This window comes from Corallococcus sp. NCSPR001 (assembly GCF_017309135.1).
GTDB lineage: Bacteria > Myxococcota > Myxococcia > Myxococcales > Myxococcaceae > Corallococcus.
The window spans coordinates 1,971,780-1,984,514 of record NZ_JAFIMS010000002.1; the positions used below are offsets into that span (position 1 = coordinate 1,971,780).

The 12,735-nt window shown below is 71.1% G+C and carries 9 protein-coding genes; 5 read left to right on the forward strand and 4 right to left on the reverse strand.

Annotated elements, in window-relative coordinates; all coding sequences use genetic code 11:
- The first annotated feature begins 21 nt into the window (after nucleotides 1-21).
- Both JYJ93_RS10175 and rpiA read left to right on the forward strand, forming a co-directional pair.
- A complete protein-coding gene (locus JYJ93_RS10175) occupies nucleotides 22-1,209 on the forward strand; it encodes an AI-2E family transporter (RefSeq protein ID WP_206788737.1) in 1,188 nt (395 codons plus the stop codon).
- 25 nt (nucleotides 1,210-1,234) lie between these two features.
- Nucleotides 1,235-1,942, forward strand: coding sequence for a ribose-5-phosphate isomerase RpiA (rpiA, locus tag JYJ93_RS10180; protein ID WP_206788739.1), 708 nt, complete (start codon nucleotides 1,235-1,237; stop codon nucleotides 1,940-1,942).
- Here rpiA and JYJ93_RS10185 read toward each other — a convergent pair.
- Both JYJ93_RS10185 and JYJ93_RS10190 read right to left on the reverse strand, forming a co-directional pair.
- Nucleotides 1,917-2,504, reverse strand: coding sequence for a nucleotidyltransferase family protein (locus tag JYJ93_RS10185; protein ID WP_206788741.1), 588 nt, complete (start codon nucleotides 2,502-2,504; stop codon nucleotides 1,917-1,919). The genes rpiA and JYJ93_RS10185 overlap by 26 nt on opposite strands.
- Nucleotides 2,505-2,586: 82 nt before the next feature.
- Nucleotides 2,587-3,699, reverse strand: a complete 1,113-nt coding sequence (locus JYJ93_RS10190) for an XdhC/CoxI family protein (RefSeq protein ID WP_206788743.1) — start codon at nucleotides 3,697-3,699, stop codon at nucleotides 2,587-2,589.
- Between the two features lie 289 nt (nucleotides 3,700-3,988).
- Between JYJ93_RS10190 and JYJ93_RS10195 the strand changes: the two genes are divergently transcribed.
- Nucleotides 3,989-5,260: an endonuclease/exonuclease/phosphatase family protein gene (locus JYJ93_RS10195; protein ID WP_206788758.1), complete on the forward strand. Its 1,272-nt coding sequence runs from the start codon at nucleotides 3,989-3,991 to the stop codon at nucleotides 5,258-5,260.
- Nucleotides 5,261-5,275: 15 nt separating this feature from the next.
- On the opposite strand, the gene JYJ93_RS10200 is transcribed toward JYJ93_RS10195, so the two are convergent.
- Nucleotides 5,276-8,293, reverse strand: a complete 3,018-nt coding sequence (locus JYJ93_RS10200; RefSeq protein WP_206788760.1) for an amino acid adenylation domain-containing protein — start codon at nucleotides 8,291-8,293, stop codon at nucleotides 5,276-5,278.
- A 389-nt stretch (nucleotides 8,294-8,682) separates the two neighbouring features.
- Between JYJ93_RS10200 and JYJ93_RS10205 the strand changes: the two genes are divergently transcribed.
- Nucleotides 8,683-9,099: a hypothetical protein gene (locus tag JYJ93_RS10205; RefSeq protein WP_206788762.1), complete on the forward strand. Its 417-nt coding sequence runs from the start codon at nucleotides 8,683-8,685 to the stop codon at nucleotides 9,097-9,099.
- Nucleotides 9,100-9,101: 2 nt separating this feature from the next.
- On the opposite strand, the gene JYJ93_RS10210 is transcribed toward JYJ93_RS10205, so the two are convergent.
- Nucleotides 9,102-10,076 carry an NADPH:quinone oxidoreductase family protein gene (locus JYJ93_RS10210; protein ID WP_206788764.1) on the reverse strand — a complete coding sequence of 325 codons (975 nt, stop codon included), beginning with the start codon at nucleotides 10,074-10,076 and terminating at the stop codon, nucleotides 9,102-9,104.
- A 361-nt stretch (nucleotides 10,077-10,437) separates the two neighbouring features.
- Here JYJ93_RS10210 and JYJ93_RS10215 point away from each other — a divergent pair, with 361 nt between their 5' ends.
- The gene (locus JYJ93_RS10215; protein WP_206788783.1) at nucleotides 10,438-12,696 is read left to right on the forward strand and encodes a M4 family metallopeptidase; all 2,259 of its coding nucleotides are present in this window, start codon (nucleotides 10,438-10,440) and stop codon (nucleotides 12,694-12,696) included.
- The last annotated feature ends 39 nt before the right edge of the window (nucleotides 12,697-12,735 follow it).

Here is a 12,735-nt window from a genome sequence, read left to right on the forward strand (position 1 = left end):
GGTGCTCCCTAACTTGGGGGCATGAAGGCTTCGCGCAAGGGACTCCCGGTCTACGTGCCGCCCCGGACGGTGTGGTCGGTCGGTGCCCAGGTGGTGTTGCTCGTGCTGCTGGGCTCGGCGATGCGGAGCCTGGGGCCCGTGCTCACGCTGCTGGCGGCGGCGCTGCTGCTGGGACTGGCGGCGGAGCCGGTCGTCCGCCGGTTGCAGTCGTGGGGGCTGCGCCGGGGGCTGGGCGTGGCGCTCATCGCGCTGACGCTGTTGGGAGTCATCGGCCTGCTCATCCTCACGTTGGTGCCGCTGCTCGTGGAGCAGCTCCAGCACCTGGTGGAGGCGGCGCCGGTCTTCCTCACGGAGCTGACCCAGGCCCCGTGGGTGCGCAAGCTGGACGAGCACTTCGGCGTGCTGTCGCATCCGCAGGACGCGTTCAACGTGGAGCCCGGCATCCTGGCCAGGCCGCTCATCACCGTGCTGTCGTCCACGGTGGAGCTGCTGGGCGCGGGCGTCACCGTGTTGGCGCTGGCCGTGTTCGGCCTGCTCTTCGGGCACGACCTCTACGCGAGCATCCTGGGCTGGGTGCGTCCGCGCAGCCGTCCCCGCGTGCGCCGCGTGGTGGGCCGGATGCGCGAGGCGGTGGGCAACTACCTCGTCGGCACGCTGCTCATCGTCTCCGTGGGTGGCGCGTTCACGGCGGGCATGTCGCTGGCGCTGGGTGTGCCGTACTTCCTGCCGCTCGGTCTGGTGGCGATGGTGTTGGGGCTCATCCCGTACATCGGCAGCGTCATCACGGCGCTGTTGGTGAGCGTGACCACGCTGGCGTCGGTGGGCTCGAAGCGGGCGCTGCTCGCGCTGGCGCTGTTCATGATCTACCAGCAGTTCGAGGCCCACCTGCTCAGCCCCCTGGTGCAGCGGCGCGCCATCAAGATGAACCCGCTGCTCATCTCGCTGGTGGCGCTGGTGGGCGGCACCGTCGCGGGGCTCTTGGGCGTCATCCTCGCGGTGCCGGCGGCGGCGGCGGGGCAGGTGTTGCTCACGGAAGTACAGCGCGAGCGCCGCAAGATGTGGAAGCGGGAACGGCGCCAGGCGGCGGCTTTGCCTTCCGGACTGGGGAACGCGGACGAGGCACTGTTGGCGGGTCCACTCGCGCCGCCGCGAAGTGAAGCGCGGCGTGCACCCCCGGCCGACTCCGGGCATCCTGGGACGCCGCACTGAAGCCGTCTCCTTCCCAGAGCCCGCGATGACTTCCGACGAGAATGTTTCGGCTTCCTTCAAGCGCGCGGCGGCGGAGCGCGCGGTGGACTTCATCCAGCCGGGCATGGTGGTGGGGCTGGGCACGGGCAGCACGGCCGCGTACGCGGTGCGGCGGTTGGGCGCGCTGCTCTCCGCCGGGACGTTGAAGGACGTGGTGGGCATCCCCACGTCGCACGCGACCGAGACCCTGGCCGCGTCGCTGGGTGTACCGCTCACCACGCTGGACGTGCACCCGGTGGTGGACCTCACCATCGACGGCGCGGACGAGGTGGCGCCGGACCTGTCGCTCATCAAGGGCGGGGGTGGGGCGCTCCTGCGCGAGAAGGTGGTGGCGCAGGCCAGCCGCCGGGAAATCATCGTCGTGGACGCGGCCAAGCTGTCACCCCGGCTGGGCACGAAGTGGCCGGTGCCGGTGGAGGTGCTGCCCTTCGGTTGGCGCTCGCAGGCGCTGTTCCTGGAGTCGCTGGGCGCGCGCGTGGTGGCGCGGCTCGCGCTGGACGGGGCGCCGTACCACACGGATCAGGGCAACGTGGTGTTGGACTGCGACTTCGGTCCCATCAGCGATCCGGCGTCGCTGGCCACGAAGCTGGAGGCGCGCGCCGGGGTGATGGCGCACGGCCTGTTCCTGAACCTGACCACCGACCTGCTGGTGGCCGGGCCCGAGGGAATCACCCACCGCGTCCGGGGCGCGTAAGGCGCAGGGCGTCCTCGGCGGTGTCCACGTCCTCCTCCCCGCCGGGCAGCGGCACCTCCACGACGCGCGAAGGGTCGCGGGCGATGAGCCCACGCGCGCCGCCCGTGGGGGGAAGGGCCTCCAGTTCGGAGAAGAGGGCGCGAGAGAAGAGGGCGGGGACGCCCCGGGTGCCCGCGTAGGCGGACGCGACGATGGGCGCGCGCGTGCGTTCGAAGGTGGCGATGAGCGAGCGCAGGTGGGCCGCGTCCACGCGAAGCTGGTCGCACAGCATCAGGACGGCGCCGTCCACGTCCGGAGGAAGCGCCCGCAGGCCCGCGTGCAACGAGGAGCCCTGGCCCAGCGCCCAGTCCGGATTGTCCACGCACCGCACGGAGAGCCCGTCCAGCTCCAAGGCGACGTCGTCACGCCGAGCGCCAAGCACCACGGCCACCACCGGGCTCGCGGCCAGGGCCCGCTCCGCCGCGCGCCGCACCAGCGACGTGCCTTCATGGCGCAACAGCTGCTTGGGCTGTCCCAGCCGCGAAGAGCCACCCGCGGCGAGCAGCACGATGGCGACGGTCATGCGCGCTTCCATCCATGGGCGGGCGCATGCGCCCTGCGCGTTCCGAATCTGTCGGTCGCGTGCATCTGTCTGCCGCGCTCCCTCACGCCGACCTGCGCTCCGGTGCGATGGCATCCGCGTGGATGGGGGCCTGCCGCTCGCGCAGCCGGCCTCCGTCGCGTCCGGCCAGCACCGCCTGCACCTCCGCGATGATGGACAGGGCGATCTCGTCCGCGCCCTCCGCGCCCAGGTCCAACCCCATGGGCGCGTGCAGCTTCTCCAACTGCGCGGCGGTGGGCGGACGCGCCAGCTCCCGCAGGATGCGCTCCGTCCTCGCGCGAGGCCCGAGCACGCCCAGGTAACGCACCGGCAGCGGCACCAGCCGCTCCAGCAGCTCCCGGTCCTGCGGCAGGCTGTGCGTCATCACCAGCACCACGCTGCGCGCGGACAGCGGCACCTTGTCCAGCACCTCGCTGGACCGCGACGCGACGTGCGCCTGGGCCCCCGGGAACCTGCGGCGCAGCATCTCCACGGGCCGGTCCGCCACGACCGTGAGGTGCCACCCCAGCCCCTGCGCGCGCGCCACCACCGGCGCGACGTCGAAGCCGCCGCCGAACACCACCACCGGCGGCGCCGGCTCCACCACCTCCACCAGCACCTCCGCGCCCCCGCACGCGCCGCTCCAGGGCACGCCGCGCACCAGCGCTTCCGTCGCCGCCGCGCGCACCGGCTCGAGCAATGCGCCGGTGAGGTTCCCCTCCGACACGCCGTCCTCGCGCAGCATCAGCCGCGCACCCACCGCGTCCGCGGGGCCCCGGTACACGGTGGCCACCACCGCGCGCAGCGACTGCTTGCGCGCCTCGGCCGCGAAGCCGAGGGCATCACCCGGGCCGGGCGCCCAGCGCTCCAGCAGGATGTCCACCACGCCGTTGCACCCGAGCGCGAACGACAGGCCGCCCTCGTCCTCCGCCGCGTCGCCGGTGGTGTCGTAGCGCAGCACGCGCGGCCCGTCCGACGTCCAGAAGAAGGCCTTGCGCACGAGGTCTCCCTCCAGACACCCGCCGCTCACCCCGCCCGCGAGCCAGCCGTCCGCGCCCATCAACATGCGTGCGCCCGGGCGCCGGTACGACGAACCGGACACCGCCACCACCGTCGCCAACACCATCGGACCGGAGGCACGCCCGCATGCCCGCAGCAGGTCATCGAGTTCCTTCATCGCCCACCCATCTAACCACCCGCGCTCCATGCCCGGGCCGATTCCGCCAGGGACGGATGTGCACCGTCCGACGCCCGGTTCATGCCCGGCGCACGCAGGGCAACCGTCCGGCCGACCGCCCGTCCCCTGCATGACGCTGGCGGACAAGGCCTGCCAACACGAACTTGAGCGGAGGACTTCTGGATGGAGGCTCGGTGGAATCCACAGCGCGACGGCATGACGCCCGACATCGCTTCCCCTTTGCTCATGGCACCCCGCGGGCCTGGCGCCCCAGCAAGGGGAGGGCGGCATGAAGATGCCCGAAGTGCTGGAACACCTGCCCGCCGTAGGACACCTGCTCGGACGCAAGCCGGGCGGGCAGGAGGACATCTTGCCGAAGCGTGACCCCACCCTGACCCTGCCGGACTTCCAGGCCGTGCCGCTGCCTTCGAGCGAGCGCCGGCTGGGAGACGGCCGCACCTTCATCGTGCACCACCCCTCGCCGCGCGCGCCCCGGGGGCCGGGCCTCACGGTGATGAGCTACAACATCCTCATGGGCGGCGAGCGCCAGGAGGCGCTGCTGGAGTACTTCACCCAGCTGGAGGCCCAGGACCGCATGCCGGATGTCATCGGCCTGCAGGAGGCGGGCGTGCCCATGTCGGTGCTGCTCGCGTCCCGCTTCGGCTTCCACCTGGCGTACCAGGGCAGCGACGGCGACGACGGCACCCGGCTGGTGAACGGCAAGGCGTGGCTCAGCCGCCACCCCATCGTGGACGCCGCGCACTTCACCTACGTCCTCACCGACGCCGAGCGCAATGACGCCATCGCGCGCCAGGGCTACGCGGGAGAGCTGGTGGAGGACCGGGGCGTGCTGTGGCTGAAGCTCCAGGTGGAGGGCCGCCCGCTCTACCTCTACAACCTGCACCACGCGCTGGGGGACTCGGCCATCAACGCCCTCAACCTGCGCCAGCTCAACGCGCTCCTGCGCCGCCGTGAAGGCGTCCCCGCCGTCGTGCTGGGCGACTTCAACGCCAACACCGCCATCAAGCGGGGCGGCTCCTGGCTGGTGGCGCACCTGCTGCACCCGAAGCAGGACAACGACACGGACACCATCGAGGAGTTCCGTCAGCGCTACGGCGACGACATGCACAACGTCACCGTGGGCGACCGCGGCGTGGGCAACATCGCGGATCCGCGCCTGCGCCACGAACTGCACATGATGGAGCAGGAGCTGCCGGAGACGGTGTGCCACGCGACGACGGTGCGCGTGCGGCTGGCGGACCACTCGCTGACGACGCCGCACCATGCCCGTCAGGAGCTGAGCTCCGGCCAGATTCCCAAGCACAGCCCCGCGTGGTGGCGCCTGCAGGACATCGCGGATTGCGCCACGCTCACCTCGCACCCGGACAGCCACGGCGTGGTGCACGCCACGGGCAAGCGCTTCGACAACTTTTATGCGACGCGCTCGCTGATTCCGGTCCTCTTCGAGGTGGACCGCTCCACCGAGTCCTCGGACCACCAGCCGGTGGTGGCCCACTACCGCTTCGACGACGGACAGGGGAAGTTCCCGCCGCACCACTGACGCCGCCGCCCCCGCTCACGCGGCGAGGGCCGCGCAGCGGTGGCGCGCGAAGAGGTCCTTCACGTAGCGGCGCAGCAGGGCCGAGTCGATGTCCGGGCACAGGATGTCCGTGCCCGCCAGCGCGGCGCGGGTGTGGTCCGTGCGCACGCGCGGCGTGCGGTGGTGCAGCTCCAGCACCGTGCGGGTGCCGTGGTAGACCTTCTCCCGCAGGAACGCGACCAGCGGGAAGAGGGCGTTGTCCGGCCCCACCCGTCCCAGCTCGCGCAGCCACACCGCCGGCGCCACGCGGCGCACCGGGTGCCCGTGCTCGCCCAGCATGTCGAAGAGGGCGTTGTGGGAAGGCTCCTGCTCGCGCTCCGGCGCTAGGTTGTACGTGCCGCCCGGGGCCTGGGTGAGCACCAGGTGCGCGGTGGCGCTGGCCACGTAGTCCACCGGCACCGGCAGCCAGTACTTGTCCGGCAGGTCCGGCGACATGCCCAGCTGCGCGTTGCCCACCAGCAGCCGGCACAGCATGTCGTCCGCGTTGCCGATGCCCGTGCGGCTGTGGCCCTGGATGAAGCCCGGCCGGTAGATGCTGACCGGCAGGCCGCTGTCGCGCGCGTCCACGGCGAGCCGCTCCGCGACCCACTTGGCCCGCGTGTAGCCGTTCTCGTAGACCATCAGGTCCAGCGAGCGCTCCAGCGCGAAGTCCTCGTCCACCTCCTCCAGGCCCAGCAGCGTGCCCACCGCGCCGTGGACGCTGAGCGAGGACACGTGGTGCAGGGGCTTGGCGCGGCCGTGCGCGCAGAAGGCCAGCACCTGCTGCGTGCCGGCGACGTTGGGCCTCCCCGCGTCCGCGTACGGCAGGATGTAGCTGATGCTCGCGGCCGAATGCACCACCGCGTCGCACTGGAGCGCCAGGGCGTCATGCACGGACGCCTCCAGCCCCAGCCGCGTCCGGGTGATGTCGCCCGCCACCGCCTGGATGCGCCCGTCGCGCCAGGGCAGGTGCACGCCGTACTTGCGCGCGGTGGCGCGAAGCCGCGCGCCGGCCTCCGCGTCGTCGCGCGCCCGCACCAGGCAGTGGATGCGCTCCACGCGGGACGCCAGCGCGGCCAGCAGGTGGATGCCCAAAAAACCCGTCGCTCCCGTGAGCAGCAGCGTGCGCGGCGGCTGCGTGACGGGCACGGGAGCCGTGAGCCGGGGCAGGCCAGCGGACCGCGCGTCGGTCAGCAGCGTGGCGCGCACGCCCTGGGGGCCCGCCTCCGCCGGGGCCGCGCCGGCCTCGCAGAAGGGCAGCAGCAGCGCGGGCGTGGGGTGCGAGTACACGCGGCGCGACGGCAGCGACACGCCGAAGTCCTCCTCCACCTGGGCCAGCACGTGCGCCACGCCCAGCGAGTCACCGCCCGCCTGGAAGAAGTGCGTGTTCGCCGTGACGGTGCCCGGGGCCGCGCGCAGGCCCCGCTCGAAGGCGCGGCACAGCCGGTCGATGGGCGTCGCGGGCGGGGTGGTGGACGTCGCGGGAGCGGCGCGCGAATCCGACGCGGTGGCGCCCACCCAGTCCGCCGGGGGCGGCAGCGCCGCGCGGTCCACCTTGCCCAGGTGGGGCATGAGCGGCAGGCGCGGCAGCTCCACGAAGCGGTGCGGCACCATGTAGTCCGGCAGCACGACGCCCAGGTGCGCGCGCAGCGCCTCCAGCGGCACCGTGTGGCCCTCCTGCACGCTGTGGTACGCCACCAGCAGGCCCGTCGTCTGGCCCTGCGCGTCCGTGTGCTCGAACACCGTCACCGCCGCCTGCGCGACGCCCGGGTACGCGTACAGCGCCTGCTCGATGGCCTCCAGCTCGATGCGGAAGCCGCGCAGCTTCACCTGCTGATCCATCCGGCCCAGGAACACCAGCGCCCCATCCGCGCGGCGCACGGCCTCGTCCCCGGTGCGGTACCACCGGGCGCCCCCGGCGTCCGTGGGGAAGCGCTCCTGGGTGCGCTCGGGCTGGTTGCGGTAGCCCTCCGCCACGCCCTCGCCGCCAATCCAGACCTCGCCCGTCGCGCCCACCGCGGCGTCCTGGCCGTCCGGCCCCACCACGCGCAGGCGCACGCCCGGCAGCGCCTGGCCAATGGGCACGGGCGACTCGCCGCCCTTCACCCGGTACGCGGTCGCGCAGACCGTCCCCTCCGTGGGGCCATAGGCGTTGAAGACGCGGCGGCCGGACGCGTGCCACCGCTCCGCGAGCGGCGCCGGGCAGCGCTCGCCCGCCATCACCACGCACGCCACGTCCGGCAGCGTGTCCACGTGCGGCCCCAACTGCCCCAGCACGGACGGCGGCAGGCACAGGTGCGTCACGCGCTGCTGGCGCAGGTACTCCGCCATGCGCCGGCCGGGCAGCAGGTCCTCACGCGTGCCCTGCACCACGGCGCCCCCCGCGAACAGCGTGGGGAACACCTCCCAGACGGACGCGTCGAAGTTGATGCTGGCGAACTGGAGGTGCCGCGTGTCCGGCCCCAGGCCCAAGAGCGGCCCCACGCCGTGCACCAGGTTCGAAAGCCCCCGGAACGTGCACACCACGCCCTTGGGCTCACCCGTGCTGCCGGAGGTGTAGATGAGGTAGGCGGGCCGCTCCAACGGCGCGTCGATGACGTCCGGGACCTCGCCGTCCTCCTCCTCGTCCACCGCCGCCGCGTCCGCCTCCAGGAAGGGCAGGGGAGAGCCCAGCCACGTCTCCAGGAGCCCCACGGAGACGCGGTGCATGCGCTGCGTGACGACGCCGCGCAGGCCCGCGTCGCGCAGGATGCGCAGCAGCCGCTCGTCGGGGAGGAACGGGTCCAACGGCACGTAGGCCGCCCCCGCCATCCAGATGCCCAGGATGGCCGGGATGACCTCCGGCCCGGGCACCACCATCAACCCCACGCGGTCGCCCGGCCGCACGTTCCATTCTGCCCGCAGCCGTCGCGCCACCCGGGCCGCCCGGCGCAGCAGCTCCGGCTGCTTCAGCACCGTGGACCCGAAGGAGATTTCCGCGGTCGGGGGAAGACGCAGCGTGGACGGGAGGGCCATGGTGCATTCCTTGGATGTGGTGACTCACGCGGGGGTGTTTCGCGTCTGAAAAGTCTAAAGACTGTCAGCGCCCGCGCAATAAGTAGGAACCGCGTGGTGATACACGCGGAGTCTTGATGGCGACACACGCGCTCGGGTCATCCGTGCCCCCGTCTCCGTCGGAGGACGCCCGTACACTGTGTATGTCATTCCTGTATGGATATATCTTTGGAGCGATGCGGGCAGGTGTCGCCACGACAGGGGGACGATGTCTGTCTTTTTCCCGTGAGGGTGTGCCGCCGCCGCGCGCGAGCTCCCGGCGGGTGGGTGCGGCCTGATCCATTGGGGTGGGCCCACACCCCCTGACGCGCTGGATGATTCAGGAGGGCTGGGCTGTAGTGGAGGACCGGATGCCTTCGCTACGACACGCCTTCCTGCTCAACGCCGTCCGCGAGCTTGGCCGCTCGGTGCCCGACATCGCCCGGTCGCGCGACTCCTGGGACGCGTGCCTGGAGCGGATCCGCGAGGTGTGCGTCACGACGCTGGGGATGGAGTACGACACGCTCACCCGCTTCGACGCGCGCTCCGTCGTCGGGCTCTTCGCCCACCCGGAGCAGGCGCGCATCCTCGCCCGGCTGGTGGATGAGCGGGCTCGCCTGTGCGAGGCCCACGGCTTCTACGCGGACGCGCTGGCGGACAGCGTCTTCGCGGGCCAGCTCCTCATGTGCTCGCGCGCCCGCTTCGGCCTGCCCCGGGACGCCCGCGCCGCGGACGTCCTGGAGCGCGAGGCGGGGACTCCCACGCCCCTGCCTCGTTCAGAGGAGTGACGTCAGCCGGCCTTCACCTTCAGGACGATCTTGCCCACGGCCTGGCGGGACTCCAGCTCACGCAGCGCCTGCGCGCCGTTTTCAAAGGGGAAGACGCGGCCCACCACCGGATTGACGATGCCCTTGGCCGCGAGCGCCTCCAGGTCCCTGGCGATCTTGCCCGGCAGCTCCGGCGACTGCATCAGGAAGGCGCCCCACGCCACGCCCACCACGGTGACGTTGCGCAGGAGCAGCCGGTTCACCGTGACGGAGGGAATCTGGCCGCTGGCGAAGCCCACCACCAGCAGCCGACCCTCCGGCGCCAGCACCTTGAGGCTCTTCTCGAAGACGTCGCCGCCCACGGGGTCCAGCACCACGTCCGCGCCCCGTCCGTCCGTGGCCTCGCGCACGCCGGTCTGGAACTCCTTCGATAGGAGGACGGCGTCCGCGCCCGCGCGCTTCGCCACCTCCTTCTTGCGCTCGTCGCTCACCACCGCCAGCACGCGCGCCCCGGCGCCCTTCGCCACCTGCACGGCCGCGGTGCCCACTCCGCCCGCCGCGCCGTGCACCAGCACCGTCTCGCCCTGGCGCAGGTGCCCGCGCCGGTGCAGCGCGAAGTGCGCCGTGTGGTAGTTCATCACCACGCCCGCCGCCTGCTCGAAGCTCCACCCTTCCGGAATGGGGAAGGTCAGCTCTGGCGCCGCCACGCAGGCCTCCGCGAAGCCGCCCAGGGTGAAGGAGAAGCCCATCACCCGGTCGCCCGGCTTCACCCGGGCCCCCGCCGGCGCGGAGCGCACCACGCCCGCCACCTCCACGCCCGGCACGAAGGGCACCTCCGGCTTCATCTGGTACTGGCCCCGGGTGAGCAGCAGATCCGGGAAGCTCACCCCGGCCGCCACCACATCAATGAGCACCCCGTCTCCGGCCTCCGGCTCCGGGACCTCCACCATCGCCAGTCCCTCGGGTCCCGCCAGCCGCTGAAGCTGCAACGCGCGCATGTGTGTCGCCTCCTGGGCCCGGGACGCTAGCCCGCCTGCCCCGCCCCCGGGTCCCCGGGGATGTCAGCGGTGACACGGGACCCACCCGGGTCGGGAATAAATGAGACGGCAATTTCTCCCCGTCGTTCACTCATTGCACGCATCCGCCGACAGGTGCTTCAGACATGAAGTAGCTGCATTCCCGGATTGAAGCACCTACCCCGTTCCCGCCGGGCTGCGTGAGTCCCTCCGTCATTTCAAGCAGTTGCGAGATATCTCGAAGTCTGAGAAACGATGTAAAAGTAGAAATCTCGCCTGTACTTGAAATACGCGCCTCTCTTGTGTCACAGTGCTTTCTAATCTTTCCCCTTAGGAGGATTGCATGTACGAGAAGCGAGTACGCGGCGCCCTGGGTGCCGCAGCCCTGTCCCTGATGGTCGGCGCCTGCACCGACGGCGCTCCTGCCGCGAACACGGAGGACGCCAACGTCCAGAAGGCTTCCGCCAACCTGTCGGCGGGCCAGAAGGTCATCGCGGCGGATTCCGACGCGGTCCCCACCTTCCTCACCGGCTCCTTTGGTTCCGTTCCTGCGCCCTCCGCCATCCAGGGCATCGCGGCCCAGCAGCAGCTGGCGCCGGTGCTGGCGAACGTGGCGCCGCTGTTCCGCCTGAACGCGAGCGACCTGTTCCTGAAGAAGGCCTACGTCGGCTTCGACGGTGACACCCACTTCCGCTACGGCGTGACCCAGAACGGCATCCTGGTCCAGGACGCCGAGGTCCGTCTGCACGCGCGCAACGGCTCCGTGTTCGCGGTGAACACCAACGCCCGCGGCGACCTGAAGGGCGAGCTGAAGGCCTCCATCGCGTCCGAGGCGGCCATCGCGGCGGCCATCGGTGATCGCGGCTCCCCGGAGCGCGCGGCCGCCGGCGACGAGCCCCAGCTGGTCTACCGTCGCTCGGGCAACGAACTCATCCTGGCGTACGAGGTTCGCGTCAAGGGCGAGCTGAAGGACTCCACCCCGGTGGATGACTCCGTGTACGTGAACGCCAAGACGGGCGACGTCTTCGAGCGCGTTCCGCACATCCACTCGGCGAAGAACCGCCAGGTGAACGACATGCAGCACCGCACGAACGTCCCCACGGGCGGCGTGCGCGCCCGGTGGGAGGGTGACCCCGCCCACGCCGACGCGGTGGTGAACAACAACTACAACCACCTGGGCACGGTCTACGACTGCTACCAGAGCCTGTTCGGCCGCGACTCCATCGACGGCAACGGCGCGACGCTGAAGAGCTTCGTGCACTACAGCAACAACTACGTCAACGCCTACTGGGACGGCACCCAGATGGTGTACGGCGATGGCGACGGCGTGAACGCCTCCAACCTGGCGAACTCGCTGGACGTGACGGCGCACGAGCTGACGCACGCCGTGACCGAGCACGAGTCCAACCTCACCTACTCCGGTGAGTCCGGCGGCCTGAACGAGTCCTTCTCGGACATCTTCGGCGCGGTGTGCGAGTGGTACGGCAAGGGCAAGGTCATCGACGACAACACCTGGATCGTCGGCGACGACGTCTGGACCCCGAGCATCCCGGGTGACGGCCTGCGCTACATGAAGAACCCCACGCAGGACGGGGACTCGCTCGACTACTACCCGGACTACGGCTCGGGCGTGGACGTGCACTACAGCTCGGGTATCTCCAACCTGGCGTTCTACCTGATGTCCCAGGGTGGCACGCACCCGCGCGCCAAGACGACCCAGGTCGTCAACGGCATTGGCTTCGAGAAGGCCGCTCGCGTCTTCTACAAGATCAACGCCGACATCCTGACCGCGTCCTCCAACTTCGAGGCGGCGAAGACCGCGTCGGAGCAGGCCGCGACGCAGCTGGGCTTCACCGCGGCGGAGATCGCCGACGTGGGCAACGCCTGGAAGGCCGTGGGCGTGGGCGTGCCCGTGCCTCCTCCGGTGACCACGCCGATCGAGAAGGGCGTGCCCGTGACGGGCATCTCCGGCACCTCCGGCAGCAAGGTGTACTACTCGGTGACCATCCCCGAGGGCGCCACGGACGTGACCTTCACGATGTCCGGTGGCACGGGTGACGCGGACCTCTACGTCCGCAAGAACAACGCCCCGACGGACTCCCTGTACGACTGCCGTCCGTACAAGTCCGGCAATGCGGAGACCTGCACCTTCGCCACCTCCGGCGCGAAGGGCATCTGGTACGTGATGATCAAGGGCTTCACGTCCTACTCGAACACCAGCCTGTCCGTGACCTGGAAGGGTGGCTTCGAGGACATCGGCAACGAGACCCGCATCGAGGGCCTCTCGGGCGTGCCGGGCTCCAGCCGCACCTTCATCATCGACATGCCTGAGTTCAAGAAGGACTCCGGCATCAACACCCTGTCCATCGCGCTGGGCGAGGGCGAGGGCAACGCCGACGTCTACGTGCAGGCCGCCGCCGCTCCGACGTTCACGTCCTACCTGGGCCGTGGCGTGAAGGAGAGCGCGACGGAGAGCGTCATCCTGCGCAACATCCCGGCGGGCAAGTACTACATCACCATCGTCGGTGTGCCGAGCCTGGTCGACCGCGAGGTGGACGGCTACATCAACACCGTGTTCGCGGCCTCCTACAAGGTCCCGTAGTACCTGAAGGCTCGGGGCGCGGCGAAGCCGCCGCGCTCC

Coding starts and splice junctions, on each gene's coding strand:
- JYJ93_RS10210 (WP_206788764.1), bottom strand. CDS start 10,076: ATGCGCGCGTTGCAGCTTCAGCGGCTGGCGGGACCCGAGGGACTGGCG.
- JYJ93_RS10185 (WP_206788741.1), bottom strand. CDS start 2,504: ATGACCGTCGCCATCGTGCTGCTCGCCGCGGGTGGCTCTTCGCGGCTG.
- rpiA (WP_206788739.1), top strand. CDS start 1,235: ATGACTTCCGACGAGAATGTTTCGGCTTCCTTCAAGCGCGCGGCGGCG.
- JYJ93_RS10195 (WP_206788758.1), top strand. CDS start 3,989: ATGAAGATGCCCGAAGTGCTGGAACACCTGCCCGCCGTAGGACACCTG.
- JYJ93_RS10190 (WP_206788743.1), bottom strand. CDS start 3,699: ATGAAGGAACTCGATGACCTGCTGCGGGCATGCGGGCGTGCCTCCGGT.
- JYJ93_RS10200 (WP_206788760.1), bottom strand. CDS start 8,293: ATGGCCCTCCCGTCCACGCTGCGTCTTCCCCCGACCGCGGAAATCTCC.
- JYJ93_RS10205 (WP_206788762.1), top strand. CDS start 8,683: ATGCCTTCGCTACGACACGCCTTCCTGCTCAACGCCGTCCGCGAGCTT.
- JYJ93_RS10175 (WP_206788737.1), top strand. CDS start 22: ATGAAGGCTTCGCGCAAGGGACTCCCGGTCTACGTGCCGCCCCGGACG.
- JYJ93_RS10215 (WP_206788783.1), top strand. CDS start 10,438: ATGTACGAGAAGCGAGTACGCGGCGCCCTGGGTGCCGCAGCCCTGTCC.